The sequence below is a fragment of the Sulfitobacter sp. genome (assembly GCF_036961165.1).
GTDB lineage: Bacteria > Pseudomonadota > Alphaproteobacteria > Rhodobacterales > Rhodobacteraceae > Sulfitobacter.
This window is the reverse complement of the sequence record NZ_JBALVJ010000073.1, coordinates 1-15169: the sequence shown is the minus strand read 5'-3', so window position 1 is coordinate 15169 and position 15169 is coordinate 1. Positions and strand designations below refer to the sequence as shown.

Annotated in this window: 16 protein-coding genes and 1 pseudogene; 9 read left to right on the top strand and 8 right to left on the bottom strand. The window is 57.2% G+C overall.

Going from position 1 to position 15169, the window contains the following annotated elements; translation table 11 throughout:
- Window positions 1-41 precede the first annotated feature (41 nt).
- Window positions 42-1229 carry a pyridoxal phosphate-dependent aminotransferase gene (locus V7730_RS19065; protein ID WP_335749169.1) on the bottom strand — a complete coding sequence of 396 codons (1188 nt, stop codon included), beginning with the start codon at window positions 1227-1229 and terminating at the stop codon, window positions 42-44.
- Window positions 1230-1253: 24 nt separating this feature from the next.
- On the opposite strand from V7730_RS19065, the gene V7730_RS19060 reads away from it, so the two are divergent.
- On the top strand, window positions 1254-2012 hold the full coding sequence (locus tag V7730_RS19060) for an MBL fold metallo-hydrolase (protein WP_335749168.1): 759 nt from the start codon (window positions 1254-1256) through the stop codon (window positions 2010-2012).
- Window positions 2013-2032: 20 nt separating this feature from the next.
- Here the strand turns inward: V7730_RS19060 and V7730_RS19055 are convergent, their stop codons facing one another.
- Window positions 2033-2758, bottom strand: coding sequence for an SDR family NAD(P)-dependent oxidoreductase (locus V7730_RS19055; RefSeq protein WP_335749167.1), 726 nt, complete (start codon window positions 2756-2758; stop codon window positions 2033-2035).
- 13 nt (window positions 2759-2771) lie between these two features.
- On the bottom strand, window positions 2772-3869 hold the full coding sequence (locus V7730_RS19050) for an aminotransferase class V-fold PLP-dependent enzyme (RefSeq protein ID WP_335749166.1): 1098 nt from the start codon (window positions 3867-3869) through the stop codon (window positions 2772-2774).
- Window positions 3870-3948: 79 nt separating this feature from the next.
- On the opposite strand from V7730_RS19050, the gene V7730_RS19045 reads away from it, so the two are divergent.
- On the top strand, window positions 3949-4707 hold the full coding sequence (locus V7730_RS19045; protein ID WP_335749165.1) for a tyrosine-protein phosphatase: 759 nt from the start codon (window positions 3949-3951) through the stop codon (window positions 4705-4707).
- On the opposite strand, the gene V7730_RS19040 is transcribed toward V7730_RS19045, so the two are convergent.
- Window positions 4697-5530, bottom strand: a complete 834-nt coding sequence (locus tag V7730_RS19040; RefSeq protein ID WP_335749164.1) for an SMP-30/gluconolactonase/LRE family protein — start codon at window positions 5528-5530, stop codon at window positions 4697-4699. The two genes, V7730_RS19045 and V7730_RS19040, sit on opposite strands and share 11 nt — an antisense overlap.
- Window positions 5531-5704: 174 nt before the next feature.
- On the opposite strand from V7730_RS19040, the gene V7730_RS19035 reads away from it, so the two are divergent.
- Window positions 5705-6688: a class 1 fructose-bisphosphatase gene (locus V7730_RS19035; RefSeq protein ID WP_335749163.1), complete on the top strand. Its 984-nt coding sequence runs from the start codon at window positions 5705-5707 to the stop codon at window positions 6686-6688.
- Between the two features lie 3 nt (window positions 6689-6691).
- Here V7730_RS19035 and V7730_RS19030 read toward each other — a convergent pair whose 3' ends face one another.
- The 3 genes and pseudogenes from V7730_RS19030 to V7730_RS19020 form a co-directional block, all read right to left on the bottom strand.
- The gene (locus V7730_RS19030; protein WP_335749162.1) at window positions 6692-7348 is read right to left on the bottom strand and encodes a GntR family transcriptional regulator; all 657 of its coding nucleotides are present in this window, start codon (window positions 7346-7348) and stop codon (window positions 6692-6694) included.
- 68 nt (window positions 7349-7416) lie between these two features.
- Window positions 7417-7650, bottom strand: a pseudogene (locus tag V7730_RS19025) (glycerol kinase); the annotation flags it as partial.
- Window positions 7602-7739, bottom strand: a complete 138-nt coding sequence (locus V7730_RS19020) for a hypothetical protein (protein WP_335749161.1) — start codon at window positions 7737-7739, stop codon at window positions 7602-7604. The gene V7730_RS19020 and the pseudogene V7730_RS19025, both read right to left, overlap by 49 nt.
- 721 nt (window positions 7740-8460) lie before the next feature.
- Between V7730_RS19020 and repA the strand changes: the two genes are divergently transcribed.
- The 3 genes from repA (at window position 8461) to repC (ending at window position 11950) form a co-directional block, all read left to right on the top strand.
- Window positions 8461-9651: a plasmid partitioning protein RepA gene (gene repA, locus V7730_RS19015; protein WP_335749160.1), complete on the top strand. Its 1191-nt coding sequence runs from the start codon at window positions 8461-8463 to the stop codon at window positions 9649-9651.
- Window positions 9651-10628: a plasmid partitioning protein RepB gene (gene repB, locus V7730_RS19010; RefSeq protein WP_335749159.1), complete on the top strand. Its 978-nt coding sequence runs from the start codon at window positions 9651-9653 to the stop codon at window positions 10626-10628. Before repA ends, repB begins: the two co-directional genes overlap by 1 nt.
- Before the next feature lie 227 nt (window positions 10629-10855).
- Window positions 10856-11950 carry a plasmid replication protein RepC gene (gene repC / locus V7730_RS19005; protein ID WP_335749158.1) on the top strand — a complete coding sequence of 365 codons (1095 nt, stop codon included), beginning with the start codon at window positions 10856-10858 and terminating at the stop codon, window positions 11948-11950.
- A gap of 88 nt (window positions 11951-12038) precedes the next feature.
- Here the strand turns inward: repC and V7730_RS19000 are convergent, their stop codons facing one another.
- On the bottom strand, window positions 12039-13148 hold the full coding sequence (locus tag V7730_RS19000) for a tyrosine-type recombinase/integrase (RefSeq protein WP_443070250.1): 1110 nt from the start codon (window positions 13146-13148) through the stop codon (window positions 12039-12041).
- 114 nt (window positions 13149-13262) lie between these two features.
- Between V7730_RS19000 and V7730_RS18995 the strand changes: the two genes are divergently transcribed.
- The 3 genes from V7730_RS18995 to V7730_RS18985 are packed head-to-tail and all read left to right on the top strand — an operon-like array spanning window position 13263 to window position 15124.
- Window positions 13263-14219, top strand: a complete 957-nt coding sequence (locus V7730_RS18995) for a DUF1403 family protein (protein WP_335749156.1) — start codon at window positions 13263-13265, stop codon at window positions 14217-14219.
- Window positions 14219-14845 carry an SMC-Scp complex subunit ScpB gene (gene scpB, locus V7730_RS18990; protein ID WP_335749155.1) on the top strand — a complete coding sequence of 209 codons (627 nt, stop codon included), beginning with the start codon at window positions 14219-14221 and terminating at the stop codon, window positions 14843-14845. Before V7730_RS18995 ends, scpB begins: the two co-directional genes overlap by 1 nt.
- Before the next feature lie 48 nt (window positions 14846-14893).
- Complete coding sequence (locus tag V7730_RS18985; RefSeq protein WP_335749154.1) at window positions 14894-15124, top strand: hypothetical protein; 231 nt, start codon at window positions 14894-14896, stop codon at window positions 15122-15124.
- The last annotated feature ends 45 nt before the right edge of the window (window positions 15125-15169 follow it).

Below are 15169 nucleotides of genomic sequence, written 5' to 3'. Positions count from 1 at the left end.
GCGACGATCAGCGTTGAATTTGTGCGGCATATACAGCATCCTCAAGAAGACAGGCAGCAAGCGGTATCAGTGGAGTGGGGGTCCATGCAACAACGCCCTTCTGCACGCGGATAGTCTGCAAGCGCTTGCGCCAGCCGAGTTAGTCCTTCGGTGAGATTAACAGATAGACCGCCACCCACACCCAACCGGATGTGATTGGGCTGCTCATAGGCGCTGCCGGGTAGCAGGAAGGTGCGGTAAGGATCAGCAAGCAGAAAGCGCGCGAAGGCCTCACTGTCGAAGCCCTCTGGCAGATGTGCCAGACCGATCAGCCCTGCGCGCGGGCTAATCCAATGCAACCCCTCTTGCTGTGCGATCCAGTCGTTGATCTGCGCCAGATGGGCCAGCCCCTCGGTTCGCGCCTTGCCAAGGGCGGGGTCGTAGCGTTCGGGGCGCAAGGCGATCTCTGCGATCACTTCGCCCATGATGTTCATGATCTCGGAGGAATTTTCGCGCAGGATTACCGCGTCGCGGATCAGCCCCGCGTCAGGGCAGATGATCCAACCGGTACGCAGCCCTTGTAGCCCTAGTGCTTTGCTCACCGATCCCGTTGTGATCCCGCGCGCGTACATGCCTGCGATACTGGGCGCGCGCGGCCCATCCCATTCAAGACCGGCATAGACTTCGTCCACCAGCAGCCAGGCACCGACCCGGTCTGCGATCTGCACGATCTCTGCCAGCTCGGACGCATCCAACATATCGCCAGTCGGGTTGTTGGGGTTGGTCAGGAAAATCATCCGCGTGCGGACGGTTACAGCTTCGGCAAGCTGGTCGAGCGGCAAACGCCAGCCATCAGTCTCGCGCCGCGTGACCCTGACCACCTTCGCGCCGATGGCCTTCGCCAACACCTCTGCCTGCGGCCAACCGGGGGTTTCGATCACAATCTCATCGTCCGTTTGCAAGAGCTGCATGATCGACAGATAGTTCGCCTCAGCCGCGCCTGCTGTGATGAGCACATCAGCAGGCGCGCAAACCCCCGTCAGCCCCGCCTGCCGCAGCACATGGTCCTTCAGCTCTGGCAGACCGCTGAAATCACGGCTGTTCCAGTCCAGCGGCAGATCCGGATCAAGATCTGCCAAAAAATCCCCCAAGCGGGGCGACTGCGCCAGCGAGAATCCGACAATCGCCTCCGGTTCAGCTTGCGTCGTTTCGAGAAGATATTGAAACAACGTGTGTATCTTGACTTTCATGCCGCGCCCCCGTTTGCTTGGCCCATGAAAAACCATACGCAGCTAAAGGGCAAACCCATTCGTCTGGCGGTGTTGGATTACGGGCTGTTTCAGGTCCACGCCAACGGCCGGATCATCGGTATTTGCGGCTTTGTCATACAGACCGACACGGATGAAACCGTGCTGATCGACACCGGATTTCCCCCGAAATATGCGGTGGACGCCGATGCTGCTACGCTTGAGGATGATCTGGGCAGCTTTGGCCGCGTGCTGTCGGTCACACCCGACAATATGCCTGCCGCGCAACTATCCAAGCTCGGGATTTATCCGCGCGACATAACCCTGATGATCCAGAGCCATACCCACATCGATCACGTCGGCCACATGGACCTCTGCCCCCAAGCGCCTATCATGATTTCAGCCGCCGAACGCGCCCTGCCCCGCCCGCTTTATTGGTCGGGCAAGCAGGCGATGGAATGGCCGGAGGCCAACTACCTGCTGGTGGAGCAGGATTTCACCTTGGGCGAAGGATTTGAGGTGCTGCTCTGTCCCGGTCACGCGCCCGGCCAACTGGCGTTTATGATTGATCTGCCGCAAACGGGTGCGATGCTGCTCACCTCTGACGCGATCAGCCGCGCGTCCGAGATTGACGAAGACTTTGCCGGCTCATGGGACGTGCCGCTGGCCATCCACCACGGCGACCGTCTGATGAAGCTGGCAGCGGATCGGGATGCTCTGGTGATCTTTGGCCATTCACCCGAACAATGGCCAACCCTTAGAAAAGCACCCCATTGGTTCGAGTAACCTTTGTCAGCAAAAGGCCCTCACCGCACGTCCCGTCCCTGATTGAGAATGATCACATTCCCGCTTGAGACATCACCCGCAGGCGAAACGAGAAAACCCACCCATGCCGCTATCTCGGAGGGTTGCATGGCGCGACCGTGGGGCATTTGCGCGATGGCATTAGCCAACACCTCTTTGCTGACCACACCGAACAGCGGCGTCTCCGTCATCGCAGGCGCGATGGAGTTCACCGCGATCTTTTCGCGCGCATAGCGGCGGGCAAGGTCCTTGGTCAGCGTATCAAGGGCAGCTTTCGACGCGCGGTAATGCGGCGGATCGAAAGCATCGAAGTTATAGGCGCCATTGGAAGAGATGTTCACAATCTTGCGCACGCCATCGCGCCCTGTCATCAACTTGATTGCCGCCTGACAGCAATGGAAGGCGCCTGAGAAATTCAGCGCCATCTGGCGTTCGAACTCATCTTCGGGAATGTCAGGAAATTCGGACATAAAGCATGTACCGGCGTTGTTCACCAGCACATCAACGCCACCAAAATCCGCTGCGATCTGGTCAAACGCAGCTGCGATTGCGGTCTTTTGCATCAGGTCCGTGACAATGCCGGTGAAGGCCGGATCGGCAGCCATCTCCTCCAGCCCTGCTGCGTCCACGTCAAGGCCGACCACCGCCATGCCGTCCGCAATGAACTGCGCGACGATTGCGCGACCCATGCCGCCCGCCGCTCCTGTGACTACTGCTATTTTTTGCATCTCTGATCCCTATTTACCCGCGCAACACATCGAACAGACGCGCCACATGTTCCATCGTTGTGATTACACCGGGCGACAGGCGCAAGATACTGCCCCGCGCATCCGTATAGATGCCCTGCCCGCGCAGTTCGGCAACTCGCGCGGCAGCATCCTCAAGGTGCAACATGACAGAACCGCTGCGCTGCCCCTCGCCGCGCGGTGTGGTGATCCGTATCCCCGCTGCATCGGCTTGCTCGATGATCGCGCCAGTCAGCGCACGGTTATGGACCAGCAGCCCGCTTTGCCCGGCGTGCCAGCGCAGCGCGGGGACCGAGCCGACACAGGCCATGATCGACGGCGTCCCGTGTTCAAACCGCCGCGCGTCAGGGGCGTAGGCAAAGGCATCAAGGTCCCACGAGAACGGATTGTCTTGAGAGAACCAGCCACGCAGCTCTGGCGTCACGTCCTCGATCAAGTCCGCGCGCATCTGCACGATCCCCGCACCCGGCGTGCCGCACAGCCATTTCAACGTGGTCGAGACCACAAAATCTACCGGAGTTTTCTTCAGCGAAAACGGGATGATTCCCACCCCCTGCGTCAAGTCCACCCCCACGAGCGATCCCATCGCCTGCCCATGCGCAAGCAGCCGCGACAAATCAGGCCGATGCGAGGCCGTCGAGGTCACAAAGGTCAGCAAGGCCAGCCCGACATCAGACCCCCACGCCGCCAGCATATCGTCGTCTTCGACCCAGAAAGACCCGTGGCGCAACGGCACCGTATCCAGCGTGAACCCCATGCGCGGCGCCAGCCCCGTCAGCAGAAAATGCAGCGAGGGAAAGCAATCCGCCGCGATCAGCACCCGTTTGCCGCGCAGCCGATCACCCAAGCCGCCCATCACGGAATAAAGCGCCGTGGTGACATTGTCGGCTGAGGTGAGAGTCCCCTCCTCCGCATCGATCAGCTCTGACCACAGTTGCAGGAACTCTGCCCGCGCAGTCAGCATCTTGGGCCATTGCGCATCATCATAAGCGCCCCAGACATCCGTGAAATGCCCAAGTGCTGCGGCCATCTGCTCGGCTTTGCCGGGGTATTGGCCAATGGAATGATAGAGAAAATAAGCAGGGTCAGTCATCGTGCGCTCCGTTTGCGTAAAGCCTAGAGCCTGCGCGCGGGTTCTTGAACCCCTGTTGCGCAGACATTAAGTGTTGCTGATGACAAAACACCTCCCCTCCCGACAAATCATCCTGCGCGGCGCCCATAACGTCCGCGATCTGGGTGGTTATGTAACAGCGCAAGGTGGCACTGTTCCGTGGCGCCGGTTCTTGCGTGGCGACTGCCTGCACCGCTTGGACGAGGGGGAGCCGGAGCGCTTGCATTTTGAGGGACTGCGTATGGTCGTTGATCTGCGCACCGCGCGCGAGGTGCAAGAAGCGCCCAGCCGTCTGGACCGGATGCGCGGCGTCGAATGGGTGAACCTGCCGTTGTTTGATGCGCTCTCCCCCTCTGCGTTGGCCGAGGTGGACGTGCCAGATGGCCACCCGTTGCTGGCCATGTATGTCACCGCGATTGAAACACGCGGGCAGGCCATTGCCGCCATCCTCAACCGTATCGCGCAAGTGCGCGACGGGGCGGTACTATTCAACTGCACCGCAGGCAAGGACCGCACCGGCATCATCGCCGCCCTTCTGCTGGGACTGGCTGGCGTATCGCACACCGATATCATCGCCGATTATGCCCTGACTGAAACCTTGATCCCCGAACTGGTGACCGAATTCCTGAGCCGGTCACGGGCGCGCGGCGGTGATGTGGAGGCTTACGCCACCTTGCTGGAAAGTCCTGCCAGCGCTATGGCCGGATTGCTGGGGCACCTGGATGCGAAATACGGCTCTGTTATGGGGTATTTTGACCATATCGAGATCCCCACACAGACGCTGTCACGGCTCCAGGTCCGCATGGGCGTTACAGGATAACGCGGTGTTCGCGTTGGCCTTTGGACTGCGTCTGGATCACGAAAGTCTTGCCGTCCTCCGGTCCTGCGCGGTCACCCATGCCCATGGCGGCAGAGGTGACGTAAAGCTGGTCAAGACCGGCACCGCCGAAAGCGGGGCAACTGGCCTGACGCGCTGGTACGTTCACCGCACCCATAAACGCGCCGTCTGTGTCATAGCGCGCAACGCGCGAGCGGCCCCAATGCGCGACCCACAGGCAGCCTTCGGCATCCACTACGGCCCCGTCGGGAAAGAATCCGTCGGATCGGGTATCGACAAAAACCTCTGGCGCGGCCTTGGGCCAACCTTCGCTGTCCAGTGCCACGCGCATCACTTGCTGCGTGTGGGTGTCGGTGAAGTGGGCAAAGCGTTTGTCAGGTGAAAAGCAGATCGCATTGGACACAGTGATGTCGCGGTAAAGCGTCTCGACAGTGCCGCGATAATAGCGGTGGATGGCCCCTGCCCCCTTTTCCGTATTTTTGCCCATGGACCCAATCCAGAACCCACCAAACGGGTCCGCCCGCCCGTCGTTAGAGCGGGTCACAGCGTTATCGGCTTCAAGCGGTACCACATGTTTCTGCGCGCCAGTCTCAAGGTGGTAGGTGAACAACTGTGTCTCGGAAGCGACGAACAAGCTGTCGTGGTCCAACCATCCGGCGGCGGATACGCATTCATCGAACTGATGCACACGCCCCTCGCCGTAAAGGCGCATGTTCACGATATCAAACCAGAATAGCGATTGCCGTTCGGGGTGCCATAGCGGCCCTTCGCCGAGGGTGCAAATGGTCGGGTCAAAAACGCTCATCAGAAATTCTCCCTTCGGGCACCTCCTGCCCGCTCCTGTTCGGCAACCTAGCCGCTGTGCGCGACCATGCCCACGGCGAAATTTTGCGCGGTAAAAGCCGATCAAGGCAGGGCGGTGCTTGCCCTCTTGCGCGATAGGCTTCAAAGTCGGCGCGAACTCAGGAAGGGCCCCGCCATGACACAAACCACCCTGCGCCAGCACCTACAGGCAAAAAGCACCGACACGGATCTGATGATCCTGATGGAGGACATCGCCACCGCCTGCCGCATTATTGCGGACCGCGTGCGCCATGGCGCTTTTGCCGGCGTGTTGGGTGCGGCCGAGACCGAGAATGTGCAGGGCGAGACGCAAAAAGAGCTCGACGTAATCTCGGACGAGGTGTTCCAGCAGATCGTCGGCGGCAATCCGTCGCTGGCCGCGCTGGTGTCCGAGGAAGTGGACGAGGTCAATTGGCGCAAGGACGCGCCGCAGGTCGGCGATTTTGTGGTCTATTACGATCCGCTCGATGGCTCCTCCAATCTGGATGTGAACCTTTCGGTCGGCACGATCTTTTCGATCGTGCGGCTGGAGGCAGCGATCACGCCGCAGGCGGATGCGGTGCAGATCAAAGGCACAGAACAGGTCGCTGCAGGTTACGCGATTTACGGACCTTCCACGGGGCTGGTGATCACCATAGGTCAAGGTGTGGACGGGTTCACGCATCACCCAGGCTCGGGTGAGTTTTTGTTGACCCAGCCTGAAATGACCATCCCGCCGCAGACACAGGAATTTGCGATCAACGCCTCGCGCTATGATCTGTGGGAGACGCCTGTGCGCGCATATATCGACGATTGCTTGCGCGGTACAAACGGCCCGCGCGGCAAGAAATTCAACATGCGCTGGTGTGCTTCAATGGTGGCCGATGTGCACCGCATCCTGACGCGCGGCGGTGTGTTTTTGTACCCGCAAGACGCAGGCAATGCCGCGCAGGGTGGCAAACTGCGCCTGATGTATGAGGCGAACCCGATGGGCATGTTGGTGGAACAGGCTGGCGGCGCGTCTTCCACCGGACGTGGCCGTATTCTGGAGGTCGCGCCCACAGGCCACCACCAGCGGGTGCCAGTGATCCTCGGCTCACGCGATGAGGTGGCTCTGATCGAAGACTATCATCGGAAGTAGAGCCTAACCCGCCTCTTCGAGACCTTGTGCGATGTGCGCGTGGCCTTGCAGGATGTCATTATGAATGGCCTCTCCGACGGCCTCATAGTCGCCATCGCGCAGCGCCTGAATGGCGACCTCATGCATGTCGGGCAACGGATCGGTTTGCGCTTGTTTCACCATCCCCCGCAGCGACGGGCCAACGCGCAGCCAATGTGACGCGGCTGTCGCCATCAGAATTTCCGCCTCTGAATGGGCATAAAGCGTCCAGTGAAAGCGGTGATTGTGGCGCAGGTAGGCGCGAATGTCGCCACCCGCCAGCGCCGCGTTGACCTCTGCATCGATCTGCTCAAGCGCGTCGATATCCGCAGGCTCAATCCCAACGGCGGCCAACCGTGCGATCTGCGGCTCAATCCCGGTACGGGCATAGGTCAGTTCTTGGAGCTGCTCTAACGTCAACTCAGGCACCATCAGGCGGCGGTTATCGCTGGCGCGCAGTGCCCCTTCTGCCGTGAGACGGCGGATCGCTTCACGCGCAGGGGTGATCCCTGTGCCTAGGCGGTCGACGATGCCTTGAATGGTCACGGCTGCGCCCGGCAACAGCTCGCCGAACAGGATCAGGTCGCGGGCCTTGCGGTAGGTCACTTCGTGGTCGGGCAGCGGCGCGGTGGTGGAGGTCATCAGACAGCCTATGCGTTACGTTGTTGATATACCATCATTGCAAGGTTTGCCTGCCTTTACCATAAGCATCAGGCGCTAAGTGTCGCCTGCACTGCCCTACGCCACGCCGCATAGTGTGTTGCGCGATCTTCCTCTTGCATCGTGGGGGTAAAGGTACGCTCCAACGCCCAGTTTTCCGCAAAGCCTGCCATGTCGGGGTAAAGCCCCGCACGCTGTCCGGCCAGCCACGCTGCGCCAAGGGCGGTTGTCTCTGTCACCTGCGGTCGGTCAACTGGCGCGCCCAGAATGTCCGACAGAAACTGCCTTTTGCTGCTTGCCCGCCGGTCTTTGCGGCCGTTGCGGATTGAATACGTCCCGCCGCTTTAGAGTTCATAGCTTTCGTTTTCGACATCCTGTCTTCCTTTCGTGTTTGAGGATGTCTTAGATTTGCCGAATTTATGCTGCGCTTTCAAAGGACAAGGTGGGGACACGAGCCGGATATTTTACATCAACGAGAGTGAGTGCGGCTAATCACTTGATTGTTGAGGTAAGAAATGTGCCGGACCCACAGTATTGCCAAGCCTGGTACATCGCATATTGCAGCCGTCAGTGCGCATCACAGTATCGACTGCGTGCTGCGTCGACCGCCAATGGCCGCTTTCGAGAACAATCGGTTCCAGACCAAAGTGGTTCACATACAGCGACTGTCGCTGAAATCATGCGTGGCAAGTCGTTCTCCATCTTCGGAACAAATACTACAGCCTACTATACAGTTCTTCATAGTAATCTGCGGGCTCTGATGAAAATTCGACAAAGCTATTTGCATTACTGTCGATTCGAAAGCTAGAGACGGTGACAACCTATTGGGGTGAGCTAGCATACCTCCACAATATCTTGCGTTAAGCTACTTGGAACGCTTTATCTTTCATAATAACAAAGCGTTACAGGGAATGATTGAGTGCCCACTTTAACTTGCCACTCCTAGCTAAAGGTATATCACCGCAAAAATTTGTTGCCTGGGGATAACTTGCGTGTCATGAGTTCAGTTGTCGCAAGCTGACGCAAATCACGCTGTTTAGCGACGAAACACAGGCGGCCGGCTAAGAGGTCGTGAGGGCAGAATGAATTCGAACATGAAAACTGTAGTTACCAGTTCCATCGCAGCATCCATTGCATCGAACGCTGCCCGCCTGTCGGAAGCGCTAAACAACCATATGCGAAATAGCTTCCAGCCCGATAGTCGAAAAGCGCTGCGCAAGTTTCATCCTGCTGAAGTATCAGAGCTTACTGGCATCAGCATGTCCAACCTCAGGACACGTCATCAGGAAGGCGATTTCCCTGATGTAGAGACGGATTCTCGAGGTCGCAGACTATACACTGCCCAAGAGATTGACCAAATCCGCCACGTGATGGCGAAAACTGGTCGGAATGGTGAAACATATCTTCCTGGACGTCGCGAGAACGACGCCCTTCAGGTTATTTCCATCGTCAACTTCAAAGGCGGCTCAAGCAAAACGACCAGTGCGATCCACTTGGCGCAACGCTACGCCTTGCGTGGCTATAGGGTTCTCGCAATTGACATGGACCCCCAAGCCAGCTTGACCACAATGTTTGGATACCGTCCCGAGATCGAATTTGCTGAGAGCGGGACGATCTATGACGCACTAAAATACGAAGACCCGGCTCCGTTGAGCCAAGTCATCCGAAATACCTATTTTCACAACCTCGATCTCGCTCCTGCGGGCCTGTTGTTATCGGAGTATGAGACCGAAACGGCCTATGCGCTTCAGCACAAGATCGACCCGCCATTCACACAGCGCCTTGCGATCGCTCTTGACGAGATCGAAGCAGACTACGATCTCGTCATCATTGATTGCCCGCCACAGCTTGGTTTTACAACGATGACCGCTCTGCTGGCATCAACAGGCCTTCTGATCACGGTCGTTCCCAGCATGTTGGATGTCGCCTCAATGGCGCAATTCCTTGAAATGGCTGGCGAAACTGTTCAAACTCTTGAAGAGGCGGCGGGCCCCATCGACTGGAACTTCCTTAAGTTCTTGATCGCTCGATATGAGCCCACGGACGTACCCCAGTCACAAATGGCGGGTTTCTTGCGTTCCATTCTCCTCGATCAGGTTTTGACCACACCGATGCTCAAATCTACAGCGATCTCCGACGCTGGGATGACGCAGCAAACCATCTATGAGCTGGATCCCTCGCAAGTCGTAAAGAAGACACTAACCCGCATACTAGAGTCCGTTAACGGCGTAGCGGATGAGTTTGAAAAGACGATCCAGCAAGCTTGGGGAAGGGAAACTGACTAATGGCCCGTAGAAACCTTTTCCAGCCCCCTCCCCCGCCCGATGCGGCCAGCACTGCGGCACCGGCCGGAGAACAAAAGGCACGTTTCCCAAATACGGGCGCAATGAGCGGCGTGAAGTCCACTTTGAAAGATGTCGCGAGCAACGCGGTGAGAGAAATCTCCGTTGATGTCATTGAAGAGAACGGTCCCAAGGACCGTCTCTCTTTCTCCGATGCCGATGTCGTAACGCTAGCTGAGAGCATCAAGGCGCACGGCCAACAAGTACCGATTATGGTGCGCCCCATCGCTGACAAACCCGGACACTACAAAATCGTCTATGGTCGCCGCAGATTGCGGGCCTTGCGATCGCTTGGCATCCCCGCAAAGGCACTTGTCAGGTCTCTTTCCGACGAAGAGGCAATTCTCGCCCAGGGGCAAGAGAACACCCAGCGTCTGGACCCCAGTTTTATTGAAAAAGCGCTTTTTGCGGCTGAACTGGCCGCAAGTGGCTATGAGCAGGCAATCATTCTCGATGCCCTTGCTGTGGACAAACCAATGCTTTCCCGCATGACCAAAGTTGCGCGCTCTATTCCAAAGTCAGTCATTGAGCAGATTGGGTCCGCCCATGGCATTGGACGCAGACGTTGGGAAGAGCTCGCGGACCAGTCGCGCAGCGATAGCGTCGATCTTGAACAGATCACCGCGACACTTCAGTTTAATGCTGCCAAGAGCTCAGACGACCGCTTTAGCATGGTCAGTGACGCCATTACTCAGGCGCTGAAATCTAAAGCCCCAGACAACCCAGCCGCACCCCCTACCCTCTCCATCAAACTTAGTGATGGGACGGCTTTGGCAGAAGTGAAAGAAACGGCCCGTGCTTTGACATTCAAGCTGTCGAAGTCTGATGCCCCAGAATTTGCCCAGTGGATGCGTAACAACGCAGAAGCTGAGCTTACGCGTCTCTATGAGGCGTGGCAGTCAGAGCAAATGCCTGACTGATGTCGACCGAGCAGTAAAACTTAAAAGAGGAGCACGACCAACAACCCAAAAAAGAAAGAGCCCCCCAAGGTTTCCCTAGGAGAGCCCAATCTGTTCTTTGCACTTTCAGATTTACCAGCTTTTCCTCGTCAGTCAACAACAACCGATTCGGTTGCCGAAGATTTGCGGCCTTTTTTCTGATTTTCAGAGATTTTGGTGCCTTTCACATCAGGTTGTCGTGAAAAAACATGGCATTTACACAAGCAACTGCACCCACCGGGCTGCGGACCAGTGAAGTATTGTCCGCGGACAATTACATTCCAGAGCGTCACATCGTCGTAGCAACGCTCCGCAACGCGGCTCCGCATCTCGGTCTCAGCGCATCAGTGATTTCGACCTTAGACGCGATGCTTTCGTGCCTGGCGCCAAAGCGCAACCACCACACAGTGTTTGCATCGAACGCAACACTCACATTTCGACGCAACGGCATCTCAGACAGAACAATCAGACGTCACGCGGCAACGTTGCAAGAGATTGGTCTACTGGTGCGCCGTGACAGCCCAAATCGCAAGCGCTTCACCAAGCACAACAACTACGAGGGCAAGGCTCTTCGGTTTGGCTTTGACCTTTCACCACTCTTTGCCCGTCTACATGAAATTGCTGCAATGGCTGCCGAGGTCCTGAGGGAACGGGAGCAGATTGATTACCTGCGCACCAAAATCCGCGCAGCGGCCAATGCCAGCCTCACAGCCAACCCAAACGATGACACGGCCCTCAGCATCTTCCGTATCCTTCGCCGCAAATTATCACTCCGGGACTGCGAACAGATCCTCTTAGACCTTCCAGCCACTGAAGTTGAAGCCGAGGCAACAGATGATCAAACTCCTAATTTGACGACAACTATGACCGCCAGTGACGGTCAATTTGTCCGGCACTATCATAAGTCAAATAAAGAACATATTGATAAAGAGAGGGTTGCTCTAAAAAAAGAACCGCCTCTTAAAATTTCCGATGCTCCTATCACGATCCCAGAATTGCTATCAGCTTGTCCAAGGGCAGCCGAATTTTCGCTTAAAAGGATTAAGACAATCCATGATGTCGTAGCTCACGCTCGAACGCTTGCACCGATGATAGGGATTACTAATCAAAGCTATGAAGCAGCACACGAACGGCTTGGTCCTCTAAGGGCCGCAGCGACAGTATGGGCAATCATGCAGTTCCATGACAAAATCAAAGCGGTAGGTGCATACTTTCGCTCAATCACTACTGGCTCAAAGAGTGAAGGCTTTAGTCCTGAGAAATTAATACGGCGTCTTGCTACGGCTCAGAACTATGCAGCTTGAACCAGCAATTGTCCGCGGACAATTTTCTTCCAACGAGGCCGTTGAAGGAGCTTCCATTACCAAACCGGCGCAGAGAAAGTCACAGAGATCAGAGCCCGGCAGCCTTCGTCAGGTTGACGCGGAACCGATCCCGGCGCCGTTGATACCGCCGCGTCATCTCAACGGATGCATGACCCAGTTGCTTTTGAATGTAGCGCTCGTCGACGTCAGCGCTCGAAGCCAGCCCAGCCCGCAAGCTGTGCCCGGAGAACAGGGCAAGGCGATCTTTCTCGGACAACTCGCTGCGGATACCAGCATCCAATACAGTTTGTTTGATCAACCGCGCCACGTGTTTATCAGAGAGGCGCGCATCGAGGGCGCGCTTGTTGTCACGGCTGATACGTCGGAAGAGCGGACCAAAGTCAATCTTGGCGAAGTGCAGCCAGTGTTCCAGCGCATGCACAGGGCAGGTTTGGTCGGTGGAGCCGCGGCCAATCTCGACCTCGCGCCATCCGGTTTTGCCGCGCAGAAACAGCACTGCGCCGTCGTCCTCTATCTGCACCCAACCAGCGCTGTCAGGGGTATCGTCCTTGCCGTGGTCCAGGCTGACAATCTCGGACCGACGCAGACCGCCCGCATATCCGATCAGCAAAATCGCGCGATCCCGCAAGCCACGGAGATCGAAGGGCAGAGTGGCGATCATCGCGCAGATATCCTCCGCCAATACCGCTTCTTTTCGAACGGGCGGCCGCGCGTGCCTACGCCGGATACCAGCGAAAACAGTCGCGATGTGCCGGTCCTTACGGTCAAGTGCAAAGCCGCGCTGCTGGTAGTGCCAGGCGAGGCCAGACAGGCGGCGTTCGATGGTCGATACCGAGAGGGCAGGGGCCTTGGTGTCGGGCGCTGCACAGTTCGCAATGTAGAGCCCGATCAGTTCCGGGCTTGGAGGCAACGCGTTCGCCCCCCGTCTGCGACACCAACTCGAAAAGTGCACCCAGTCTTTGGCATAAGCCTTTGTCGTGTTCTCAGCCGTCGCATGACGTGCGTAGTCGCGAGCTGTATGTACGAGGCGGTCGAGAGAGCCCGATCCAGCGACATGGTCGGGAACGCCTGTGCCCTCGGTATATGAAGCATCGCTTTCGCCGTCTTCGTTGAGGGAAGGTGCATTTGCTGGTCCTGAGGATAATTTCTCGTTCATTTTTGACATGGCGCTGAGCATATGTACCTATGTCCGATAAGGCAAACTTATTGGACATAGAAAAGAGCTGTAAGGTGGGGCGGTTAGATATCTAAATGGTAGCTTAAAGCGCCGTTGTCAGATAAGTTGATTTGTATGAACCAGTTGCTAAATCAGGATCATGATCCTGACACCTTCCCGAAACCCATTCTGCCGTCTTGGGTCTTCGATCAACAAGCACCAGATTGCCTTGAAGACGCTGCGTTTTCTAGTGGGGCCGCGCTTTCTTTGCTGCATGTGTTGCTCAATGATCAAAACAACGGCGTACCGATCGATCTCCTTAGGACCAGGCTTGCGCTGCGCGCAGCCGTCCATGGCAGCAAGATTGAGGGCAGGGCGGTGACTGAGGTCGAGTTGCGCGATGCCTATCTCCTGACCGTCCCAGGCGATGCGATGGGTCCTGACGGAGACATGTTGGCGTTCTGGCGCGAAGGCACCGCGATCTCCCTTCGCCATCCCGGATGGAAAAAACGACTGCAGGCTTTGCTGCCGGAAGACATGCAAGAGTATCTGCCGGATTGGATCGTTCGCGCTGAGGATGCGAGTGCCAGTCCTGTCGCTAGATCGGTCTTGATCCTCACCGACATTGTTCAGGCCTTCCCGCGAAAAGAAGAGGTCGCCCTTGTGTGCGCTGACATTATTCTTGCGCAGACCTTGGGATGGGAACGGCCACTTCCTCTTTTTGGACTAAATGTGAACCGCAAGACGTTGCGCGCGGCCAGCGATGGCGAGGACGTCCGGGTCGACTGTTACATCGCGATTGCGCGTGCTGCGCAGGACGCCGTGCGATTGGCCCATGACCTCGCCCGCCGTGCGGCGCGGCTTCGCGCCGTCGCGCCAAAGCTGCGGTCGAAGGGATCAGACGAGGCAGTTCAGCTATTCCTGTCTGAAGACGCGGTGCTGCCGTCCACCATGTTGTCACCCACCATTCTTGGAACGAGCAACTTGATGACACCGCGTTCGGCAAGACGGCTCTGCGAACGTCTGATCGAGCTCGGCGTTGTCCGTGAATTGACCGGTCGGCCTACGTTCCGGCTGTATGGGGTTGCGTGATGGTGGCCGCGCGCAAACAAGACGAAAACCTCGAGGTACTGGATCGTGAGCTTGACGATCTGCCTGATGAGTTGAGATGGCGCGAGTGGATGAACCGCATCGAGGCGGTGATCTTTGCCAGCAGCAAACCGGTGGAGCGAGAAGCCTTATTACTCGTGGTGGGGAAGGGGGCGAACATCGATCTGTTGATTGACGACATCCAGGCCGACCTGAAAGCCAAACCTTATGAGATTGTGCCTGTGGCGGGGGGCTGGATGTTCCGGACACGGCCGCACTATGCCACAGCCATCCGAACCGCCGCTGACGTTGGCGAGCAGCAACACAACTTTTCTGAAGAAGAGATGGGGGTGCTCTGCGCCGTCGCCTATCACCAACCCATCGACAGGGCCGGGCTGGCCGACATCTTTGGCAAGGAGATCAACCGCGATCTGCTCAGCCGGTTGCGCTACAAGGGTCTCATCGGCAATGGTCCGAAAAGTCCGCGGCCCGGCGCGCCACATACGTTTGTGACAACGCCCGAGTTCCTGGCGACGTTTGATCTGCATAGCCTGCGGGATCTTCCTGACCTGGGGCAGCTCGAAAATGACAGGACTGATTGTGATGATGGGGTCGCGTCAATGGGGTGATCCAAGTTGAAGACCTTAGACTGCATAGTAAATTTAGGAGAGCTACATATGAACGAGCAGGAAATGAAAATTGCCAATTTGCTCTTCAACGAATTGGCGTTCGAGGGCGCGACAAAACATTTTGGGGAGCGGCCGCCTGATTTGGATATGGACCTGTTTGAGCAGATCCGGCGTTTGGGAATCCCGCTAAAATACAATGGACACATAGAAGCCTATGATGAGGCTATCATTGAGTTTGATGAAAACCGTAGTGTTTTTGAGAACTGCTACCGTTTGTAAAACGCACAGCAATAATGGGCCGCAGAAACGGCTGCGACATAGCGC

What these genes read in the sequence shown, in the direction of transcription:
- V7730_RS19065 (WP_335749169.1), bottom strand. Translation starts at nt 1,229, where the DNA reads ATGAAAGTCAAGATACACACGTTGTTTCAATATCTTCTCGAAACGACG.
- V7730_RS19060 (WP_335749168.1), top strand. Translation starts at nt 1,254, where the DNA reads ATGAAAAACCATACGCAGCTAAAGGGCAAACCCATTCGTCTGGCGGTG.
- V7730_RS19055 (WP_335749167.1), bottom strand. Translation starts at nt 2,758, where the DNA reads ATGCAAAAAATAGCAGTAGTCACAGGAGCGGCGGGCGGCATGGGTCGC.
- V7730_RS19050 (WP_335749166.1), bottom strand. Translation starts at nt 3,869, where the DNA reads ATGACTGACCCTGCTTATTTTCTCTATCATTCCATTGGCCAATACCCC.
- V7730_RS19045 (WP_335749165.1), top strand. Translation starts at nt 3,949, where the DNA reads ATGACAAAACACCTCCCCTCCCGACAAATCATCCTGCGCGGCGCCCAT.
- V7730_RS19040 (WP_335749164.1), bottom strand. Translation starts at nt 5,530, where the DNA reads ATGAGCGTTTTTGACCCGACCATTTGCACCCTCGGCGAAGGGCCGCTA.
- V7730_RS19035 (WP_335749163.1), top strand. Translation starts at nt 5,705, where the DNA reads ATGACACAAACCACCCTGCGCCAGCACCTACAGGCAAAAAGCACCGAC.
- V7730_RS19030 (WP_335749162.1), bottom strand. Translation starts at nt 7,348, where the DNA reads ATGACCTCCACCACCGCGCCGCTGCCCGACCACGAAGTGACCTACCGC.
- V7730_RS19020 (WP_335749161.1), bottom strand. Translation starts at nt 7,739, where the DNA reads ATGTCGAAAACGAAAGCTATGAACTCTAAAGCGGCGGGACGTATTCAA.
- repA (WP_335749160.1), top strand. Translation starts at nt 8,461, where the DNA reads ATGAAAACTGTAGTTACCAGTTCCATCGCAGCATCCATTGCATCGAAC.
- repB (WP_335749159.1), top strand. Translation starts at nt 9,651, where the DNA reads ATGGCCCGTAGAAACCTTTTCCAGCCCCCTCCCCCGCCCGATGCGGCC.
- repC (WP_335749158.1), top strand. Translation starts at nt 10,856, where the DNA reads ATGGCATTTACACAAGCAACTGCACCCACCGGGCTGCGGACCAGTGAA.
- V7730_RS19000 (WP_443070250.1), bottom strand. Translation starts at nt 13,148, where the DNA reads ATGCTCAGCGCCATGTCAAAAATGAACGAGAAATTATCCTCAGGACCA.
- V7730_RS18995 (WP_335749156.1), top strand. Translation starts at nt 13,263, where the DNA reads ATGAACCAGTTGCTAAATCAGGATCATGATCCTGACACCTTCCCGAAA.
- scpB (WP_335749155.1), top strand. Translation starts at nt 14,219, where the DNA reads ATGGTGGCCGCGCGCAAACAAGACGAAAACCTCGAGGTACTGGATCGT.
- V7730_RS18985 (WP_335749154.1), top strand. Translation starts at nt 14,894, where the DNA reads ATGAACGAGCAGGAAATGAAAATTGCCAATTTGCTCTTCAACGAATTG.